The following is a 20,859-nucleotide window of genomic DNA, read 5'->3' as shown; positions in this document are numbered from 1 at the left end:
ATCGTGCGCGGGGTCGTGGTGGTCATGATCGTGTTCATCGTGACCATGATCGTCGTGACCGTGATCATGGTGATGCTCATGCTCATGATCGTGGTGATGCTCATGGTCCTCATGATGCGCATGCTCATGCGCTTCATGCTCGTGACCTTCGTGGGCGGCCACGCCGTGCTCGTGATGCTCGGCGTCGACCGGATGCTCGTGAGCCTCGATCGCCGGCTGCGCCTGCGCGTCGCTCGAACCCTCGATCACCTCGCTCTGGACACGGTCGCCATGGCCGCGGCGGCGGGCATTGCGATGGCGCGACCGGCGGCGGTGGCCGCGGTTCTCGTGCTCTTCCTCGGCCTCGCGATGGGCGCGCTCGTCGGCTTCGATCAGCGCCTGACGGTCGGCGACCGGGATCTGATAGTAATCGGGATGGATTTCGCTGAAGGCCAGGAAGCCGTGACGGTTGCCGCCATACTCGATGAAGGCAGCCTGCAGCGACGGCTCTACGCGCGTGACCTTGGCGAGGTAAATGTTGCCGCGCAGTTGTTTGCGTTGGGCGGTCTCGAAATCAAACTCTTCGACGCGATTGCCACGGACCACAACGACCCGGGTCTCTTCCGGGTGGGTGGCATCGATCAACATCTTGTTGGGCATTTTGGAGCTCTTGACGGCGGCGGGCGCGGATCATGGCGCGCGCAAACTGCGCCGCCCGGTGACGCGACGGTCCACCTGATTCGGGGGTGAGGGGAAGGCCAAAACGCGTCTCGCGGCGCAGCGCCGGACGGGAACTCACCGGGATGATGCGACGGGCGACGTTTTCACCTCGCGTCAGCGCGATCATTCGTGGGATCCTGGTCGGCAATACAGTCTGGCGCATTAAGCGTCGGCCCGTCTAAACATGTTGGCGGCGAAATTGACCGCCGTATCTTTTGCTGAAAGCCCCGTCCGGCGCCGAAGCGCCTGCCGGCCATCGCATATCGAGGCCCCAAGGGACCGGATAATCGGTTACGCCGTGTCTCAAACCGTCCCTCTGGCGAGGGAGTGTGTCTGGGACCGGACGCCGCTCGGGCTTGAATCCGCCACTCCGTGTCAGCCGCGCGCGGCGCTGGCTGGGGAGGGACCGGAAAAACACGGCGGGATCTTCGACTTGGAAGGTTCCACCGCTGCACCAAGAGGCTGAACGCGACACAACCGGGAGTACTAGCCGTCAGCACCCCGTACATACGTGGATTGACCGTCGCGTGCAAGGGAAGCGTCACGCCGCCGCAACACTGGGTTCTTTTCGCCCTGATGTCATTAGGGTGCGATTAACCGTGTGGTTCTAATGCGGTAAGAAGCAGCTGGGAGGCTCCGAATCGGGTGGAGAACCGCGCAAAACACCTTGTTTTTCTGGGATGCGGGCTGTTGTGCGCTGCAGCATCGGTGTTTGCCGTGGTCAGCGCCCCGAGCGCGGCCGAAGGACCTCAGGTAGGTCAGTCTGCGCCGGCCACAAGCACCCCAGCCGCCAGTGCCCCGGACGCCACCTCCCAAGCGACCAGTGCTCCGATTTTCCCGGTCGCGTCCGGCGCCAGGCTCGCCGGCGACGACAAGCAGACCCGATTCATCCTCGATCTCGATCGCAAGATCGAGTTTCGCGCCTTCCCGCTCGCAGACCCGTACCGTGTGGTGGTCGATATCCCGCAGGTCAATTTCCAGCTCGCCGCCGGCACCGGCTCGGCGGCGCGGGGATTGGTGAAGGCGTTCCGCTATGGTCTCGTGATGCCCGGCGGCTCGCGGATCGTGTTCGACATGACCGGTCCGGTGAAGATCGCCAATTCCTATGTGCTCGATGCCGCCAACGGCCAGCCGCCGCGGCTGGTGCTGGATTTCGAGCAGGTCGATCGCACCAGCTTCGAGCAGTCGCTCGCGCCCGAGAGCCGTCCCGAGCTGAAGCCCGCGATTTCCGAATCGACCACAGCGACCATTCCGGCCGTCAACACTGCGGCGTTGCCGCCGGTTGCGACCACCGACGCGCGCCCGCTGATCGTGATCGATCCCGGTCACGGGGGCATCGACAACGGCACCCAGTCCGGCGACCAGACCGAGAAGAACCTGGTGCTGGGGTTTGGCCTCGCGCTGCGCGACCGGATCGAGAAGTCGGGCAAGTATCGCGTGGTCATGACCCGGTCCGACGACACCTTCATTCCGCTCAACGACCGGGTGAAGATCGCGCGCTCGCAATCCGCGGCGCTGTTTGTTTCGATCCACGCCGATGCCCTGCCGCGCCGCGAGGGCGATGCCCAGGGCGCCACGATCTACACGGTATCGGACAAGGCCTCCGACGCCGAGGCCGAACGGCTGGCGGAAGCGGAGAACAAGGCCGACGCCATCGCCGGTGTGAACCTGACCGACGAGCCGACCGAGGTCGCCGACATCCTGATCGACCTCGCGCAGCGCGAAACCAAGACCTTCTCCAACCGCTTCGCCCGTCTGCTGATGGACGAGATGAAGACCACGGTGCGGATGCACAAGCATCCGCTCAAATCGGCCGGCTTCCGGGTGCTGAAGGCGCCCGACGTGCCGTCGGTGCTGGTCGAGATCGGCTACGTCTCCAACAAGGGCGACCTCGAGCATCTGGTGTCCGAGAACTGGCGGAATAAGGCCGTCGGATCGATGGTCCAGGCGATCGACACGTTCTTCGCCAAACGGTTGGCAACTGCCGGACCGGCAAAGTGAAATCGGCCGTCTGAAAAGCCCGGGCCGTTGCGCGGAAGCCCTAGTTTGGCCACAGCGGCGACGGTATAGACAAAGGACCGCAGGTCCGCAGAATCGACCATAATCGTCCGGCGGCTCTTGTTTATTCGCATGCGCAAGGCAGCTCGCTGGGCCAAGCCTTGTTGTGAGCCTTCGTTGTGTGAGGCTTGGTTGTGTGAGGCTTCGCACATTTGGACAGGCGCTTCTGACGACTGAGCGCCGGAGGGTAGGAACGGAACGTCTATAATGCGCCTGCTCGTGCGGTTTTTGGGTTTCCTGTTCGCCGCTGGAACCGTCGTGTTCCTGGTCGGTGTCGCCGCCGTCGCAGGCGCCATCTGGCATTTCTCCAAGGATCTGCCCGACTACTCGCAGCTCCAGGACTACGAGCCTCCGGTGATGACCCGGGTGCACGCCGCCGACGGCGCGCTGCTCGGTGAATATTCCAAGGAGCGCCGGCTCTATCTGCCGATCCAGGCGGTGCCGAAGCTCGTGATCAATGCGTTCCTCGCCGCCGAAGACAAGAACTTCTACGAGCATGGCGGCATCGACTACCAGGGCATGGCGCGCGCTGCGATCCTCTACGCGCAGAATTACGGCTCCAACCGCCGCCCGCAGGGCGCCTCGACCATCACCCAGCAGGTGGCCAAGAACTTCCTGCTGACCAACGAGGTCTCGTTCGCGCGCAAGATCAAGGAAGCCTTGCTGGCGATGCGCATCGAGCGCGCCTATTCCAAGGACCGCATCCTCGAGCTCTATCTCAACGAAATCTATCTCGGGCTCGGCGCCTACGGCATCGCGGCGGCGTCGCTGGTCTACTTCGACAAATCGGTCAACGAGCTGACGATCGCGGAAGCGTCCTATCTCGCCTCGCTGCCGAAGGCGCCGGCGGCACTGCATCCGGTCCGTAACCGCGACCGCGCCATCGAGCGGCGCAACTACGTGATCGATCGTCTGTTGGAGAACGGCTGGATCAAGCAGGCCGACGCCGACAAGGCGCGCAAGGATCCGCTCAACGTCACCAGCCGCTCGAACGGCGCGCACATCTTTGCCGGCGAATATTTCGCCGAGGAAGTCCGCCGCGACATTTTCGAGCGCTACGGCGAGAAGAAACTCTATGAGGGTGGCCTCTCGGTCCGCACCACGCTGGATCCCAAGATCCAGGTGATGGCGCGCAAGACCATGGTCGCAGGCCTCGTCAATTACGATGAGGCGCAGGGTTGGCGCGGGGCGCTGCACAAGCTCGACATTTCCGGCGACTGGGGCGTCAAGCTCGCCGACGTCAAGTCGCTGTCCGACATCTCGCCGTGGCGGATGGCAGTCGTGCTGGAGACCAGCGATCAGTCGGCGCGGATCGGCTTCCAGCCGGGCCGCGAACTCGGCGGCGCGGTCAGCAAGGAGCGGCAGACCGGCATCATCACGATCGATGGCGTGCGCTGGGCCAAGACCAAGGGCAAGGCGCCGACGGCGGTGTCGCAGGTGCTGCAGCCCGGCGACGTGATCTATGCCGATCCGCTGGTGACCAAGGAGGGGGCCGCGGTCGAGGGCCAGTATCGGCTGCGGCAATTGCCCGAGGTGTCCGGCGCCATGGTGGCGATGGATCCGTGGACCGGCCGCGTGCTCGCGATGGTCGGCGGCTTCTCGTTCGACCAGAGCCAGTTCAACCGCGCGACGCAGGCCTACCGGCAGCCGGGCTCGTCGTTCAAGCCGATCGTATATTCGTCGGCGCTCGACAACGGCTATACGCCGTCGACCACCGTGATCGACGCGCCGATCGAGATCGATCAGGGGCAGGGCGCCGGCGTGTGGCGTCCGGAGAACTATTCGACCGGCAAATATTACGGTCCGACCACGCTGCGCAACGCGCTGCAGCGCTCGCTCAACACCGTGACGGTGCGCCTCGCACAGGACATCGGCATGCCCTTGGTCGGCGAGTATGCAAAACGCTTCGGCGTCTATGACGAATTGCCGAACTATCTGTCGTATGCGCTGGGCGCCGGTGAAACCACCGTGATGCGCATGGTCACGGCCTATTCGATGTTCGCCAATGGCGGCCGCCGGGTGAAGCCGACGCTGATCGATCGCATCCAGGACCGCTACGGCCATACCATCTTCAAGCATGACACCCGCGAATGCCGCGGCTGCGACGCGCCCGGGGGCTGGAAGAGCCAGCCGGAGCCGCAGCTGGTCGACCGCCGCGAGCAGGTGCTCGATCCGATGACGGCCTACCAGATCACCGAGATGATGGAGGGCGTCGTCCAGCGCGGCACTGCGACCGTGGTGAAGGAGGTCGGCAAGCCGATCGCCGGCAAGACCGGCACCACCAACGACGAGAAGGACGTCTGGTTCGTCGGCTTCTCGCCGGATCTCGCGGTTGGCGTCTACATGGGCTACGACAAGCCGCGCAATCTCGGCCGCACCGCCACTGGCGGCCACGTGGCAGCACCGATTGCCCGCGACTTCCTCAAGCTTGCGCTCGCCGACAAGCCGCCGACGCCGTTCAAGGTCCCGGCCGGGATCAAGCTGATCCGCGTCGATGCCAAGACCGGCATGCGTGCCGGCCCCGGCGATGGCGGCAACACCATCCTCGAAGCCTTCAAGCCGGGCACCGCCCCGCCGGAGAATTACTCGGTGATCGGGGTCGCCGATGCCGACGGCCGCGGCCCGGCGCCCGGCCCGCAGCCATCGCAGAGCGGCGGCCAGCCCGATGGCGGCTTCTTCATGCGGCCGGGAACCGGGGGGCTGTATTAGAGCGTTTTCGAGCGAAGTGGACACCGGTTCGCGTGAAGAAAACGCGTCAAAACAAAAACCTAGAGCTTCGTTCCGATCCAATCGGAACGCGGCTCTAACTGCCCATCCTGCCAAATCGCCGGGATAGTGCGGCCAAGCCGATTGCGCTTTGCCGCGCCGGTCGCTACATCCCCCGGAACCTTTTTAGCCAACACCTGAAAGACCATGCGCGCGGAAATCGAACGCCTTGTTGAAGAGATCAAGCAGTCAGTCGGGCTGCTGAGGAGGCATCTTTGACGTCGAACAATCGACGGCACGCCTCGCTGAGCTGAACAAGCTCGCAGAAGATTCCAATCTCTGGAACGATCCCCAGAAGGCCCAGCGGCTGATGCAGGAGCGCACCTCACTGGAGGACGCGCTATCGGGCATCGGCAAGGTCGAGCGCGAGCTCGAGGATCAGGTCGGCATGATCGAGCTCGGCGAGGCCGAGAACGATGCCGGCGTGGTTGCCGAAGCCGAGAAGGCGCTCAAGGACCTCAAGAAGGAGGTCGCCCGGCGCGAGCTGGAAGCGCTGCTCTCGGGTGAGGCCGACAAGTTCGATTCCTATCTCGAGGTCCATGCCGGCGCCGGCGGCACCGAGAGCCAGGATTGGGCGCAGATGCTGCTGCGCATGTACACGCGCTGGGCGGAGAAGCACGGCTTCAAGATCGAGTTCCTCGAAGAGTCCCAGGGCGAAGAGGCCGGCATCAAGTCCGCCACCATCCAGATCTCCGGCCACAATGCCTATGGCTGGCTGAAGACCGAGGCCGGCGTGCACCGCCTGGTGCGCATCTCGCCGTTCGATTCCAATGCGCGGCGGCATACCTCGTTTTCGTCGGTGCAGATTTTCCCCGTGATCGACGACAGCATCAAGATCGAGATCAAGGAGTCCGACGTCCGCACGGACACGATGCGGTCGGGTGGCGCCGGCGGTCAGCACGTCAACAAGACCGAGTCGGCGGTGCGCCTGACGCACATTCCGACCGGGATCGCGGTGGTCTGCCAGGCCGGCCGCTCCCAGCACAAGAACCGGGCGCAGGCTTGGGACATGCTGCGCGCGCGGCTGTACGAGATCGAGCTGAAGAAGCGTGAGGAGCAGGCGGCCGCCGATCAGGCCGCCAAGACCGATATCGGCTGGGGTCACCAGATCCGCTCCTACGTCTTGCAGCCCTATCAGATGGTGAAGGATTTGCGCACCGGTGTGCAGACCTCCGACACCTCGGGGGTGCTCGACGGGGACCTCGACGAATTCATGGCGGCAACGCTGGCGCAACGTGCCTTCGGCACCGGGCCCGGCTCCGTCGAGGATGTGGATTAGCCCATGCCGCGCGTCGCTTTCATCGGATTGGGACGCATGGGCCACGGGATGGCCGGCCGTTACCTCGACGCCGGCTTCACGGTCGCGGTGTGGAACCGGAGCAAGGCCAAGGCCGAGGATCTGATTGCGCGCGGCGCGATCTGGGCGACCTCGCCGGAAGATGCCGCGATCGATGCCGATGCGGTCGTGACCATGGTCGCCGACGATGCGGCGTCGCGCGACGTCTGGCTGACCAAGGACGGCGCCGCGGCCACGATGAAGGCCGGCACGCTCGCGATCGAGTGCTCCACGGTCTCCTACCAGCACACGCTCGATTTGGCGCGCGAGCTGCAGAGCCGCGGCCTGATCTACATCGATTGTCCCGTCACCGGGCTTCCCGAAGCTGCCGCTGCCGGCAAGCTGACGCTGCTGGTTGGCGCTGATAGCGCCGACCTCGACAAGGCGCGGCCGTTCCTCGCGCCGATCGGCAGCACGATCCGCCATTTCGGCGCGGTCGGCACCGGCACCGTGTTCAAGCTGATCAACAATCTGATCGGCGCGGTGCAGATCGCAAGCCTCGCCGAGGGCGTCGCGATCGCCGAGCAGGCCGGTCTCGACATGCAGTTGGTGGCCGAGGCGCTGGGAACCGGCGCGATCGCCAGCCCGCAGGTGATCCGCCACTCGAGGCGAATGATCGACCGCAATTTCTCCGGCGCGTCATTCACCGCAGCGCTCCGCCACAAGGATGCGGAATATGCCGTGCGGCTGGCCGAGACGCTGCTGCCCGGCGTGCCGGTGAGCCGCGCCGCGCTCGCCGCCTATGACAAGGCCAGGGCGCACGCGCCGGACGGCGACGAAGGCCAGATGATCGAGATCGTGTCGCGGCCGAAATAGGCGGACCTCATTCACGGAAATCGGGTGGGAATATTCGCAGCCCAGCACTAGTCACCTGTGACAGCGCTGACGAGAGCCCGCCCGACATGCCTTCCACCGATAACAGGATCGATCGCCGCGACTGGGGCCTGCTTGGCCTGCTGTCGGTGCTCTGGGGCGGCTCGTTCTTCTTCAACGGCGTGATCCTGCGCGAATTGCCGCCGCTGACTCTGGTGCTGCTGCGCGTGGTGCTCGGCACGATCATCCTGCTGCCGCTGCTGCGTGCCGCGAAGATCGAATGGCCGCGCGGCGTCTCCGCCTGGGCGCCGTTCTTCGCGATGGGGCTGTTCAACAACGTGCTGCCGTTCTCGCTGATCGTGTTCGGGCAGACCTATATTCCGAGCGGGCTGGCTTCGATCCTCAACGCGACGACGCCGCTGTTCGCGGTGATCATCATGGCAGCGGCCGGCGAGGAGAGACTGCAGGCGCGCCGCGTCGCGGGCGTGGTGGTCGGGCTGATCGGGGTCGCGATCCTGCACGGCGATGCGCTCGGCTTCGAGAGCCGCCAGGGCATCGGCATCCTGCTGTGCCTCGCCGGCGCCTTCAGCTATGGCCTGGCGGCGCTGGTCGGGCGGCGGCTGCCGCAGCGCGTGCCGCCGCTCGGCACGGCGACATTCCAGATGATGACATCGGCCGTGATGATGGCGCCGATCGCCGCCGTGGCCGACAAGCCCTGGCTGCTGCCGATGCCGCATCCGACCACGTGGCTCGCCGTGCTCGGGCTCGCGGCGCTGTCGACCGCGCTGGCCTACATCGTGTTCTTTCAGATCCTGCAGCGCTCCGGCGCGACCAATGTGATGCTGGTGACGCTGCTGATTCCGGTCACCGCGATGCTGCTCGGCTACCTCGTTCTCGGCGAGCCGATCGCGCAGCGCGAGATCATCGGCGCGCTTGTCATCGCGAGCGCGTTGCTCTTGATCGAAGGGCGCGTGCTGGGCTGGTTCAGCCGCGTGCCTGCTTCCACGCCGCATACCATCCGGTAAAGCGGCCGCTGTCGCGCTCGCCGCCGTGCCAGGCGGCATAGGCGGTGCCGTCGTCGGCGACCAGCACCACGGCATCGAGCCCCTTGGAGCGGCGCAGCGTGTCCATCGCCTGCTCCGGCGTCTGCGCGATCGGGCCTGCGACGTTGAACGACGTGTTGACCGACATCTCGACGCCGATATGGCGGCCGAGCGCCTTCAGATAGGCGTAGGTGAGGGGATCGTCCGCCTCGCGCACGATCTGGATGCGGCCGGTGCCGTCGGCGTGCACCACGGCGGGAATCCTGGCGCGCGCTTCCGGCTTCGAATGCGCCGTGAGCACCATGTAGTTGTAGGCGTTGTAGTCGCCGTCGGAGGCGCCGTCTTCCAGCTCGAAATAGTCGCGCGCGGCCTCGAGCGTCGCCATCGGCGCCAGCGGCCGGATCGCCTCGCGGTACTTGACGCGCTCGTTGAGCCGCTCGCGCACCGCGGGATCGCAGGGATTGGCGAGGATCGAGCGATGGCCGAGCGCGCGCGGGCCGGTCTCGGCCGCGCCCTGGTAGATCGCGATCACGCCGCCTTGTGCCACCATGCTGGCCATCAGATCGGCAACCGCATCGCGCCCATCAGACGTTTCGACATTGCCGATCGCCGTGGAGGCGATGTCGTCGGCGTCGAGCGCCGCGGTGATGTCGGCATTCGAGGGCGGCAGGCCGCAATAGAAGGCGTGCGACAGCGGCGCGCCGCGCGGCGCGCCCGCCATATGGGCGAACAGCCAGGCCGCACCGATCGGCACGCCGGGATCGCCGGGCACCGGCGGCACCCACATATGCAGCCGCGTCTTGCGCTGCTGCGCGCGTTCAAACCACGCTTCGTCAAAATGCTCGAGCAGCCGCATGTTGCCGAGCGCGTTCAGCGCCACGCCGCCGGTCAGCACCAGGCGATCGGTGCCGGTGACGCGCAAGAGATGATCGATGACATGGATCATCGCGTCCTCGAATACCAGTTGCGTCGCGGCGGCCTTGTCGACGCGGTCCTTAGTGTCGGGGCGGTGATTGATGTCCTCGACGCGCAGCACGGCATCGGGATTCCAGAGCTGGTCGGGCCGCAGCGGCGGGCCGAGGATATCGATCAGCGGCTGATGATAGGGATTGTCGGCGGGATCGGCGTACCAATTGGCCATCGCGCGATTGAGCTGCACGCTGCCATCGGGGCCGAGATGCAACACCGCCTTCAGCCGCTGATAATACGGATTGGTGGCGCGGTTCATGTCGCCCCAGGCGGCGGCGCCCATGTAACGGCCCTCGCTGGAGAGCCAGGTCCAGCCGCCCTGGCTCGACGAGATCACGGTGTAGAAGGCACCGAGCGAATCGAACAGGCTCTCGTTGCAATAGAGCTGCTTCATCTCGCCGTTGTCGGCGACATAGAGCGAGATCGAGCCGACATCGCCGGTGCCGTCGAGCACCGCGATCGCGACGCGCTCGCGCAGATCGGCGAACGGCGAGGCGGTGAACGAGTACCAGGCGTGATTGTCGTGATGCGGCATGCAGATCAGCGGCAGCTGCTCGCCGAGCCCGTACATCTTGCCGAGCCTGCGCGCGATGCGCCGCACCTGGTCCATCTGTCGCAGGTTGATCGCGGGCGCGATCGGCGCACGCAGCAATTTGATGCTGGCCGGCGCTTCCTCGAGCGAGGTGCGGATCAGCATCGCCAGCAGTGCCGGATAGTCCCATGTCGTGACGAAGGCCGCGATGTCGCCGATGTCGCGGCCCATTCGCTGCAACACCTTGCGCATGTCCTCGAGCGCGTATTGCGGAAACTCGTTGGTATGTTTGTTTCCGGAAAAGCGCTCTTCCTCGTTGTTGACGATCAGGCGCGGGCCGTCCTTCTGGGTGACCTCGACCAGCGCGACGCCGGTGTTGTGCGTGCCGGGGCAGGCGAGGCCCGCGATATAGACGGTCTCGCCGCGCTGCAGCCTTTCGCGGATCGAGGCGATCGTGGCTTGCGCGAACTCGCCATTGGCCTTGTGCAGGCCACGACCAGCCAGCGCACGTTCGCTGAGGCGGCGCGTGATTTCATAGCCCGCAGCCGCAATACGCGGATGCCGCGGACCGGTACGAATGTCCGGTTTACGCAATCAGAACGCCTCGACTCGTGATCCCCAGATCGACCTTCAATCATAAATAGCGCCAGGCAACAATGCCGTTTCGCCCAACGGAAATACCCGGCGCTTGCCAGCACATGCGTCTCTTGCGAGACTTGCCGTCAAAACCACGACAAAAATCGGGAGAAAACGATGCCGGCTCGTTCTGGATATATTGGCGCAATCGTGGCGTTCGCAAGTGTGGCACTCCTCGCGACCTCGGCCCACGCCCAGAAGAAATACGATCCCGGCGCGACCGATACCGAAATCAAGATCGGCAACATCATGCCGTATAGCGGCCCGGCGTCGTCCTACGGCGTGATCGGCAAGACCGAGGCTGCGTTCTTCAAGATGGTCAACGAACAGGGCGGCATCAATGGCCGCAAGATCAACTTCATCAGCTACGACGATGCCTATTCGCCACCCAAGGCAATCGAGCAGGCGCGCAAGCTGGTCGAGAGCGACGAGGTGCTGCTGATCTTCCAGGCGCTCGGCACGCCGTCGAATTCGGCAATCATGAAATACATGAATGCCAAGAAGGTGCCGCAATTGTTCGTCGCGTCCGGCGGCACCAAGTTCGGCGACCCCAAGAACTTCCCCTGGACGATGGGCTTTCAGCCCAACTACCAGAGCGAGGGGCGCATCTACGCGAAATACATTCGCGACAAGTTTCCAGACAGCAAGATCGCTGTGTTCTGGCAGAATGACGATGCCGGCAAGGATCAGTTCAAGGGCCTGAAGGATGGGCTCGGCGACAAGGTCAACATGATCATCGCCGACAAATCCTACGAGGTCTCCGATCCCTCGATCGATTCGCAGATCGTCGCGCTGCACGATTCCGGCGCGGATATCTTCTTCTCCTGGGCGGCGCCGAAGGGATCGGCGCAGGCGATCCGGAAAGTGGGCGAGCTCGGCTGGAAGCCGAAATTCTTCCTCGCCAACACCGCGACCTCGGTCGCCTCGGTGCTGAAGCCGGCCGGGCTGGAATATTCCAAGGGCATCATCTCGACGGCCTATCTGAAGGACCCGACCGATCCGACCTGGGACAAGGATCCCGCGGTCACGAGCTGGCGCGCCTTCATGGACAAGTATTATCCGGACGGCGACAAGGGCAACGCCAACAACCTCTATGGCTATGTGCAGGCCGAGGCCATGGTGCAGGTGCTGAAGCAGTGCGGTGACAATCTGACGCGCGACAACGTGATGAAGCAGGCCGCCAATCTGAAGAACTTCCATTCCGACCTGATGCTGCCGGGCGTCATGGTCAACACCTCGCCGGACGATTACTTCCCGATCGAGCAGATGCAATTGATGCGGTTCAACGGCGAAGCTTGGGAGCTGTTCGGCGACGTCATCACGGGCGAGGTCGGGCACGAGGCGACGCGGTAGGGGCTGGCTGCTGAGAGAACCCGCGCTCAAGCCAACACACCGCTGTCGTCCCTGCGAAAGCAGGGACCCATAACCACAGACGCGCGTTGTTGAAGCGGGCTGGGGCTCCAGCGCTATGCAACAACAACCATTAGTGGTTATGGGTCCCGGGTCGCGCTGCGCTTGCCCGGGACGACACCGAATTTGTTGCGCGGGCGGAGCGCCATGCCGCCGGCGACGCCGACGCCGATCACGTACATCCAGCCTTCGTGAAAATCGGACAAATGCGAATTGAGCAGCGAGCTCGTGATGTTCTGCACGACCACGGCGAGCCCGATCCAGCTCACGAGATCGCGGCCGGCGAACAGCCTGATGTGGCTGGTCCACATTGCGTAGAGCAGCAGGATGCCGAGGAGCCCCCACTGGATCGCGACGTTGAAGGTCTGGTTGTGCGGATTGTTGATCACCTCGGCCTGCAGGCCGGTTTGTCCTGTCGCATCCAGCGTGAACATGTGCCTGATCGAACCGGTGCCGTGCCCGAGCCACGGCGCGGCTGCGATGAACTTCACCGATTTCCGCCAATAAGTCAGGCGCTGCGCGGTGGAGGCGATGCCTGAGGTATCCTGCGCGCGATACTCGATGCCGATGTCGGCAATACGTTGCCGCAGATAAGGCGACGTGGTCCAGACCATCAAGCTTGCCAGCGCGGCAGCGGCGAACAGCAGCCGCGTGGCGCGCCGCGACAGATGCAGCGAGGCGAACAGGATCAATAGCACCGGCATGTAGAGCAGCGCGGTCCGCGCCGAGACGACATAGAGCATGTTGGCGACAAACAGCAGGATCAGCGCAATGGGGCCGGCTGCGATGCGCCACTGCCGGGCCCGCAGCGCGGTCAACGCCGGCAGCGCCAGCGCGAAGGCGCAGAGCGTGAATTCCTGGCTCTGGTCGAGGTAGTTCTTGACCGGCACGCCACTGGATGCGGTGTGCGCGAGCTTGAGCTGCGGCAGCGCCAGCACGATCCAGGACAGCATCATCAGCAGCGTGCACGACACCAGGAAGGCTGCGAACACAAAGAGCCCGCGCTGCGAGCGCTGGAAATAGCCGAGCAGGAACGGCAGCAGCAGCAGCTTGCTAAGCGGCTTGATGCCCTGGAACCGTTCGGCCCAGCCCGTCTCCGACCATGCCACGCCGATCACCGCAAGCGCGACCAGCGCGAGTGGCAAAGCGAAGGCGGGCCGCGCAAGGTCGAGGATGAACTGCTCCCAGTCGACGGTCGGAATCACGGCGACCAGCCACAGCAGCATGAAGATCGCGAGCAGCGACGTCGACCATGGCAGCGCGGCCGCGGCCAGCACGATCAGGATGTCGGTCGCGCGGACATAGGCGTCCGTGCCGGACCAGGCGCGGACGCGGTCGCGCCATCGCATCGCAGGCGCGGCACCGATCACGTGGGACTCGGTGGTCATGCCGGGTTACACGGTGGCGCCGTTGAACGCCGCCATCGCGGCAGACGCTGCGGGCACCGAAGTCATGCTCTCCGCGGCGAGGCGATGCGACAGCAGGTCGCGCGCCTGGGTGTGGTGGCCGAAGCGTTCGGCGAGTTCGGTCCGGCGCTCGCGGATCCGCTCGCGCCATTGCTCCTGCTGCGCCAGCACCCGGGTCACCGAGGCCGCAATGGACTCGATCGAGAACGGGTCGAAATAATCAGCGAGCTCGCCCGCGACCTCGCGGAACACGGCGATATCGGAGCACAGCACCGGCGTGTTGGCGGCCAGCGCCTCGATGATCGGCACGCCAAAGCCCTCGGCGAGGCTCGGCATGATCAGGCCATGCGCGTCGGCGATCAGCGCGGCCTTCTCATATTCCTCGACATAGCCGGAAAAGCGGACATTGGGTGGTGCGTTGCGGGTCAGGCTGGGGTCGCCGGTGTAGCCGATCACGACGAGATCGGCCTGCGGCAGCTTGCGGAAGGCGCGGATGACGGCGGCAAGGTTCTTGCGCGGCTCGGCGGAGACGATCACGACGAAGTAGGGCCGTCCGCTCGGCGCACCCGGTGCCAGCAGCGCCGCGGCGTCGAATTTGGTGCGGGGATAGACCACTCGCGCCGGCAGATGCGCGAACTGCGGCAGCAGGGTGCGGAACCGGCCGAGGCTGTAATTTGAGACGAAGGCGAGCTCGTCGGCCTGTTGCAGGCTGGTGAACAGGCGCGACAGGAACAGCCGCGTTGCGACGTCGCTGAGCTTGAGGTCGGTCAGCGGCAGCAGGTCGTGCACGACGCAGATCACCTTGGCGCCGCGCTTGCGCTGGATCGCCACCCGCGTCGGCGTGTCGATGAGAATGACGTCGTAGCCGCGCGCATCGACGCGGGGTGGCGGCAGCCGCAGCAGCGCCGAGGTGTCCTGATAGCTGTAGAAGCCGGGTTCGAGCAGGAAATCGCCGAACAGCCTGAGATGGCGCAGATCGGTCGGGATGTATTCGAGGCCGTCGGCATGGTTTTCGATCAGGCTGACGCCGGGCGGCAGCAAATGCAGCGCGCGCAGGAAGCTGACCGCGAATTCCAGCGAGGTCGCGGCGCGGAGCTTGCCGCGGAACCAGTCGACGGTGCGGCGCAGGCCGCCGCTGCTGCGCATGACGGGCGCATTCATGTCGGCCTCGTCGAGGAAGCGATAGAGCGCGAGCAGCTCGATCAGCCGCGACCCGTCGGGCAGCAGCCTTGTGCGCTGCTGGCGGCGGCGCAGCTTGCGATAGCGCCGCGTGGTCTCGACCAGCAGCGTCAGCTCGTGGCCGTCGCCGGCCAGCGAGCGGATCAATTCGCGCGTGAAATGGAAGATGCCGCGCTTGTGGTTGGGTTCGCCGAGCGCCTCGCTGACGACCAGGATCTTTGTCATGCGCTGATTTCTCTGAGCTCGAGGTGATGCGGGACGGGCGCATCCAGCGCAACGGTGCTGGCGATGAGGCCGTGATCGAGATTGATGATGCTGTTGCAGGTCCGGCGCAGCAGCGCGTGGTCGTGCGAGGCGATGATCACGATCGCCGCGGTCTCGACCATCTTGCGCAGCCGCTGCTCGGCCTTGGCCGAGAAATTCTCGTCGACCACGCTGAGCCATTCGTCGAGCAGCAGGATGTCGGCGGGAAAGGCGGTCGCGGTCGCGAACAGCACGCGCATCAGCATGCCCGAGGAGAACATGCGCAGCGGCAGCCGCTGCATGCGCTCTTCCAGCTCCGTGAAGGCCCAGATCTCCTCCAGGATCGCAGGCGTCGGCTTGCGTCCCGAGATCCGCAGCAGCAGGCTGATATTGTCGGCGGCGACGAAATCGAGATTGACGCCGGCACCAAGGCCGAGCAGCGGCACGATATTGCCTGATATCTCGACCTTGCCGCTGGTTGCCGGAAAGACGCCGGCGATCAGCCGCAGCAAGGTCGACTTGCCGGAGCCGTTCGGCCCGGCGAGGCCGATGCGTGCGCCGGCCTTGGCCTCGATCGAGATACTGTCGATCGCGCGGATGGTCCGCATCTCGCTGCTCTGACGGAACAGGCGCCCGAGCAGGCGGCGCTTCAGCGAAAAGTCGTAGGCGCCGTACAGCGGATAATCGAGGCAGACGTCGCGGAGGTGAATGCGTGCCATGCCTAGATCCAGAACGCCGCTTTGCGCAATTGGGTGATGGTCACGACCGCGGCGGCCGCGAGCGCAGCAAGGCAGGCCAGCACATAGATCACGCTGGTCATCGCGACATGGCCTGATGCCAGCGGGTCGCGCCAGACCGCGAACAGATGCGTCAGCGGATTGAGCCGCATCACCGTGGAGCCGCGATCGATCATCTCGGGCGTCCAGATGATCGGCGAGGCCAGGAACGCCAGCGTCAGCGAGGATTCGATGATCGGCTTGATGTCGCGGTAGCGCGTCGCCAGCGCGCCGAGCACGAGGCTCACGCCGAGTGCGGAGATGACGAACAGGACGAGGCCGGGCAGGGCGGCGATGGCGCCGCCGACATCCCGCGGCGTCAGCGCGAGCCACAGGACCAGCGGCACCACTGCGTTGTGGGCCGCGAACAGCGCCTGGCGGATGGTACATTGCAGCAGGAAGATCACCGGCGGCAGCGCCCGATCCTTGATCAGGCTGGCCGAGCCTTGCAGCGCAGTGGTGGCGTCGAGCACGACGCTGTTGAGGAAGGTCCAGGCGGTGAGGCTTGCCGCCAGCATCGGCAGCCGCGCCACCGCGCTGGCGTTGGAGAGATGGCCGATGACCGAGCCGAGCACGGCCACCATTATCGCCATCTGGATCGACATCCAGAAGGGTCCAAGGAGGGAGCGGACATAGCGATGGCGTACGTCAGACCAGGCCAGCGCGGCGGCGATCTGGATCGCGCCGACGAAACCGGCCGTTTGGGGGCGCGGGGCTGGGGCTGACGACCCTGCGTCCTTTGCGGCGGCCTCTTCGGAAACGACCTTGCGGTACACCGTCTCCACTCCCTCCTTGAAGGCTGTTGTCGAATATTTCGTCAGCGCGCGATGCCGCGCGGCCTGGCCCATGCGGCGGCGCCGCTCCGGATCGTTGATCAGCGTCTCGATGGCATCGGCAAGCGCGGCGGGATCGCCGGGCGGCACCGTGATGGCCTCGAGGCCGTCGCGGGCGACATGGGGAACGCCGGTGTCGAGCGCGGTGTTGACGATCGGACGGCTCGCCGCCATCGCCTCGAGCTGGACCAGCCCGAAGGTTTCCGCATTGGTCACCGACGGCATCACGAAGACGTCGGCGATGCGCATCAGCTTGACGCGATCGCTCTCGGACACCGAGCCGAGCAGGCGGACGCGGTCCTGCAGGCCGTAGTCACGGATCAACTGCTCGAGATGCTCGCGCTCGCGGCCCTCGCCGACGATCCAGACCTCGAAATTGCGGGCGTGGGCCGATCGCACCAGGACGTCGAAGCCCTTGTAGGGCACCAGCCGGCCGCAGGCGAGGACCAGGCGGCCGCGGGCGTTGACGTCGTCGGCTTGCGCGGCGGGCCGGTCGTATTTCTCGACGTCGACGCCGAACGGAACGGCGTGGCACTTGTCGGAAAATTCCTGCAGCAGCGGCGTGGTCTCGATCAGCACCGGATCGGAGACGATGATCGCAGACGCCCGCCGCAGGGTTCGCCGCATCATCGGCTCGACCAGGAAGCGCAGTGCCGCGTGCGAGACGATGTCGGCATGCCAGTGCACGACCAGCGGACGCGTGTGGCCGAGCCCGAATGCGAACACGAGGTCGGCGAGCGGGAAGGGCGCGTGCAGCGCCAGCAGATCGTGCTCGGCGATACGGCGCCACAACCGCCACGGATAGGTCGGCGCCGCCGGTAGCGACAGCACGTCGCCGAACGAGTGCACACGCTCGACGGCCACGTCATTGACCACGATCTTTTGCTCGCCGCCGGAGCGCGAGCAGACCAGCACGGCAGCGTTGAACGTGTCCTTCAGGGAGGCGCAGATGTCGCGGATCACCGTCAGTGTGCCGCCGAACAGGTCGGGATAGTAGACCTTGAAGATGTGGAGCACCGACGGACGCCGGGCCGGCGGCGGGTTGAGAACCATCATGGGCGGCTCGATCCGGATCATGCTGCGTACAGGGCGACGACGAACGGCAGCGCCAGCGCGGCGAAGAACACCGCCGAGCGCAGCAGCGCCGGAAACACCGGCTCGATCGGGACGCAAGCCGCCCGCGGCGTGAACGAGAATGCCCGCGGCGTGAAGCAGAACGGCGCCTGCGCCGTGAAACGGAGGGTGATGGCGGCGAACCGACCGGATTCGGTGTCGCGGGCCGAACGAAGAGACATTGCGTCGGATTCCCTGCTGAATGGATTCTGGATACGTGGGAAAATTTCACACGTCAATGACGTCGGACTAAAATGTGGGATTATGTCCCACGTAAGGCAGTGGACAACTTTTTTGGGGGAGGAAGGATCGGAACGCATGACGGCATGACGGCGCGATCGCACCGTGACTGCGCGGGCGATCGGGCGAATGCGGGAGTTTCTAGCGGAGCGTCAGGCCGGCTCGGCGGTGCTGCGTTCGGTCGGTTGCTGCAACTGGCGCCTGATGGCGGGGATGTCGAAATGGATTCGCTCGGGCAGCATCGCGGCTGCCGACCGCTGCAAATCCTGCTCGATGACGACACGCTTGCCGCCATCCGATGTCAGCGCGATCGAGATCGAATTCGCCCGTGGCTCGGCGGTGAGGCCGGCATGCGCGCGGCTGGCATATTCGCCGGCGCGCAGGCCGCCGAAGCCGAACGCGAGCAGGCGGCCATAGATGTACACCGCCAGCAGGTCGGTCTCGTCGAAGCGGCGCGGCGTTCCGGGCACCACGCCCGGCAGGCAGGGATAGCCGCCCGCCATCACCGTCGACACGAACTCCTCGTAGGGAACCTGGGCGATCCGGCAGGCTTCCGCGATCGCAAGGTCGAATCGGGTTGATGTCATGGAGCGGTCCGTGTTGGCGGCAGTGCCAGGTCACCGTGGCGGGCGCGCGGTGTGTCCGGAGGTGACTTTGTTTCCCATAAGTGGGAAAATGTCACACGTCAAGTGAGGTGGGATTGTGTCCCACGCCGGGGACGGCTAAAAGTTGGGCATGAATGCCAAGGCCCCGAAGTCGAAGCCGGGATCGTCCGCGCCGATCGCCGCAGCGAAGCTGCATGCACCGCTGGCGCGGATGCTGCGTCCGCTGGTGCGGCTTTGTATCCGCGGCGGCATGACATTCCCGGCGCTGACCCAGCTGCTTCGCGAGCTCTATGTCAACGTCGCCGAGCACGACTTCGCGCTCGAGGGCAAGGAGCAGACCGACAGCCGCGTCAGCCTGCTGACCGGCATCCACCGCAAGGAGGTGGCGCGGCTGCGCGGCGCGGGTGCGCCGGTCAACGCGGTGCCGGCGACGCTGTCGCGCACCAGCGCGATCATCGCGCGCTGGCTGGCCGCGCCCGAGTTCACCGATGCGAAGGGCGATCCGCTGCCGTTGCCGCGCACCGCTGATGGCGGCGCGCCGTCGTTCGAGACGCTGGTCGAATCGATCACCAAGGACCTGCGGCCGCGCGCCGTGCTGGACGAATGGCTCGATCGCAAGCTCGTCACCATCAATGACCGCGACGAGATCATGCTGGTCGAGGAGGCCTTCGTGCCGCAGGGCGACGACGACCGCAAATGGCACTATCTCGGCCGCAATCTGCACGACCATGTCGCGGCCGCCGAGCAGAACGTGTCGTCGGCGACGCCGCGCTTCCTCGAACGCGCGGTGCATTACGACGGGCTGTCGGCCAAGCTCGCCAAGCGGCTCGAGGGCCGCTCGCGCGAGCTCGCAATGGAGGCGTTGAAGGTCGCCAACCGCGAGGCCAACCGCGCGCTCGCCAAGGACAAGGGCGGCGACCACCGCTGGAATTTCGGCATCTACATCTATCGCGAGGGCCCGGACGGCCCGGTCGATGACGATTCGGACGAAGGCGGCGGGACATGAGCGGCCCCATCATCTCGCGCCGCACGCTGCTCGCAGCATTCTGGCTCGCCGGAACGTCGCTCGCGGGCGCGCAGGTCAAGAAGCGCGGCAACGATCAGGGCATCGGCGGCACCGGCATCACCGGCTCCGACCAGGGCATCGGCGGCACCGGCATCGTCGGCGTGATCCAGCGGTTCGGCTCGATCTATGTCAATGGCGAGCGCGTCGCCTATGCGGCCGACGTGCCGGTCCGGATCGACGGCGAGGCGGCGAACGCCAAGGCGCTGCGGATCGGACAGCTTGCGCGCGTCGTGGCCGAGCGCGATGCCGGCGGCACATTGTCGACTAAACGCATCGACGTGGCGAGCGAAGTGACCGGGCCGGTCGAGCAGATGAAATCGGGCGAGCTGACGGTGCTCGGCCAGAAGGTTGCCTGGAGCGGCCGCGACAGCTGGCTGAAGGTCGGCGCGCATGTCGCCGTGTTCGGGCTGCGCCGCACCGATGGTGTCGTCGTCGCGAGCCTCGTGCAGGAGCGCCATGACGCAGCGATGCGCGTCGCCGGGCCGCTCGAGCGCGATCGCGCAGGAACTCTGAGGATCGGCGAGCTCAAGCTCAGCGGCGTCGATGCGGCGCTGGCCGGTCAGCGCGTGCAGGCCGAGGGGCATGTCGCGCAGGGCGTGATGCAGGTCTCGCGCAGCCGCGCCGACGACTTCTCCGACCTTGCCGGCGCGAAGCGGTTGTTGATCGAGGCCTATGTGCGGCGGGTCGGCAATGATCTGCAGCTCGGCTCCGGCTTTGTCGCACGCGATCATTCGCGGTTCTCGCCGGCGGCCGATACGCGCGTGGTCGTCAACGCCCAGCCGACGGGCACCCGCGAGCTGCGCGTCGAATCGGTGCAATCGGTTGCCAAATTTCCGGGCTCGTCGGTGAGGAGTCCCGGCACGCCGGGCCGCGGCTCCGGTGGCGGCGGCTCAGGGCCGGGAGGCGGATCCGGACCAGGCGGACGGGGTGGCCCGGGTGGTGGGCCCGGCGGAGGGTCGTCCGGTCCGTCCGGTGGACTGCCGCCCGGCGGCGGTCCTGCGCCTGATCCGCTGAGCGGTGGAACGACAGGTCCTGGCCCTGGCGGCTTCGGCTCGCCCGGCGGACCGTTCGGTCCGGGTGGCGGTGGCGGCCCGGGTGGCGGCCCCGGCGGCGGATTCGGTGGTGGCGGATTCGGT

16 protein-coding genes are annotated in these 20,859 nt (G+C 65.9%); 9 read left to right on the top strand and 7 right to left on the bottom strand.

The features are described from left to right. Positions 1-3 precede the first annotated feature (3 nt). From QMZ05_RS23675 to QMZ05_RS23650, 6 genes are all read left to right on the top strand, one after another. Positions 4-729, top strand: a complete 726-nt coding sequence (locus QMZ05_RS23675) for a hypothetical protein (protein WP_353702920.1) — start codon at positions 4-6, stop codon at positions 727-729. Between the two features lie 615 nt (positions 730-1,344). Next, on the top strand, positions 1,345-2,700 hold the full coding sequence (locus QMZ05_RS23670; RefSeq protein ID WP_353702919.1) for an N-acetylmuramoyl-L-alanine amidase: 1,356 nt from the start codon (positions 1,345-1,347) through the stop codon (positions 2,698-2,700). A gap of 264 nt (positions 2,701-2,964) precedes the next feature. Next, entirely contained in the window at positions 2,965-5,466 is a 2,502-nt protein-coding gene (locus tag QMZ05_RS23665; protein ID WP_353702918.1) for a penicillin-binding protein 1A, read from the top strand. 204 nt (positions 5,467-5,670) lie between these two features. Continuing rightward, positions 5,671-6,802, top strand: a protein-coding gene (gene prfB, locus QMZ05_RS23660; RefSeq protein ID WP_106939930.1) for a peptide chain release factor 2 whose coding sequence is annotated in 2 segments (ribosomal slippage) — positions 5,671-5,739 and positions 5,741-6,802 — 1,131 coding nt in all. Because the reading frame shifts where the segments join, the coding sequence is not laid out codon by codon here. Between the two features lie 3 nt (positions 6,803-6,805). Then, on the top strand, positions 6,806-7,675 hold the full coding sequence (locus tag QMZ05_RS23655) for an NAD(P)-dependent oxidoreductase (RefSeq protein ID WP_353702917.1): 870 nt from the start codon (positions 6,806-6,808) through the stop codon (positions 7,673-7,675). Between the two features lie 86 nt (positions 7,676-7,761). Further along, positions 7,762-8,697, top strand: a complete 936-nt coding sequence (locus tag QMZ05_RS23650) for a DMT family transporter (protein WP_353702916.1) — start codon at positions 7,762-7,764, stop codon at positions 8,695-8,697. On the opposite strand, the gene QMZ05_RS23645 is transcribed toward QMZ05_RS23650, so the two are convergent. Further along, positions 8,657-10,810, bottom strand: a complete 2,154-nt coding sequence (locus tag QMZ05_RS23645) for a carbamoyltransferase C-terminal domain-containing protein (RefSeq protein WP_353702915.1) — start codon at positions 10,808-10,810, stop codon at positions 8,657-8,659. The genes QMZ05_RS23650 and QMZ05_RS23645 overlap by 41 nt on opposite strands. Before the next feature lie 159 nt (positions 10,811-10,969). Here QMZ05_RS23645 and QMZ05_RS23640 point away from each other — a divergent pair, with 159 nt between their 5' ends. Next, positions 10,970-12,205, top strand: a complete 1,236-nt coding sequence (locus QMZ05_RS23640) for an ABC transporter substrate-binding protein (protein WP_353702914.1) — start codon at positions 10,970-10,972, stop codon at positions 12,203-12,205. A 137-nt stretch (positions 12,206-12,342) separates the two neighbouring features. Here the strand turns inward: QMZ05_RS23640 and QMZ05_RS23635 are convergent, their stop codons facing one another. From QMZ05_RS23635 to QMZ05_RS23610, 6 genes are all read right to left on the bottom strand, one after another. Continuing rightward, positions 12,343-13,650 (bottom strand): O-antigen ligase family protein, encoded by a 1,308-nt coding sequence (locus tag QMZ05_RS23635; protein WP_353702913.1) that lies wholly within the window; start codon positions 13,648-13,650, stop codon positions 12,343-12,345. Positions 13,651-13,656: 6 nt separating this feature from the next. Beyond that, positions 13,657-15,072: a glycosyltransferase family 1 protein gene (locus QMZ05_RS23630; protein ID WP_353702912.1), complete on the bottom strand. Its 1,416-nt coding sequence runs from the start codon at positions 15,070-15,072 to the stop codon at positions 13,657-13,659. Continuing rightward, positions 15,069-15,809 (bottom strand): ABC transporter ATP-binding protein, encoded by a 741-nt coding sequence (locus QMZ05_RS23625; protein ID WP_353702911.1) that lies wholly within the window; start codon positions 15,807-15,809, stop codon positions 15,069-15,071. Before QMZ05_RS23625 ends, QMZ05_RS23630 begins: the two co-directional genes overlap by 4 nt. A gap of 2 nt (positions 15,810-15,811) precedes the next feature. Further along, the gene (locus QMZ05_RS23620; RefSeq protein WP_353702941.1) at positions 15,812-17,752 is read right to left on the bottom strand and encodes a glycosyltransferase; all 1,941 of its coding nucleotides are present in this window, start codon (positions 17,750-17,752) and stop codon (positions 15,812-15,814) included. A 20-nt stretch (positions 17,753-17,772) separates the two neighbouring features. Further along, entirely contained in the window at positions 17,773-17,994 is a 222-nt protein-coding gene (locus tag QMZ05_RS23615) for a hypothetical protein (protein WP_353702910.1), read from the bottom strand. Between the two features lie 210 nt (positions 17,995-18,204). Then, positions 18,205-18,639: a hypothetical protein gene (locus QMZ05_RS23610; protein WP_353702909.1), complete on the bottom strand. Its 435-nt coding sequence runs from the start codon at positions 18,637-18,639 to the stop codon at positions 18,205-18,207. Positions 18,640-18,787: 148 nt separating this feature from the next. On the opposite strand from QMZ05_RS23610, the gene QMZ05_RS23605 reads away from it, so the two are divergent. Together QMZ05_RS23605 and QMZ05_RS23600 are read left to right on the top strand one after the other, a co-directional pair. Continuing rightward, positions 18,788-19,663 carry a DUF6502 family protein gene (locus QMZ05_RS23605; protein ID WP_353702908.1) on the top strand — a complete coding sequence of 292 codons (876 nt, stop codon included), beginning with the start codon at positions 18,788-18,790 and terminating at the stop codon, positions 19,661-19,663. Continuing rightward, positions 19,660-20,859, top strand: a 1,200-nt coding sequence (locus QMZ05_RS23600; protein WP_353702907.1) for a DUF5666 domain-containing protein, incomplete at its 3' end; no start/stop codon positions are given. The genes QMZ05_RS23605 and QMZ05_RS23600, both read left to right, overlap by 4 nt.

Source organism: Bradyrhizobium sp. INPA03-11B, assembly GCF_040446015.1.
Classification (GTDB): domain Bacteria; phylum Pseudomonadota; class Alphaproteobacteria; order Rhizobiales; family Xanthobacteraceae; genus Bradyrhizobium; species Bradyrhizobium macuxiense_A.
Note: the sequence above shows the minus strand (reverse complement) of the source record. Positions and strands in the feature narration are given on the sequence as shown.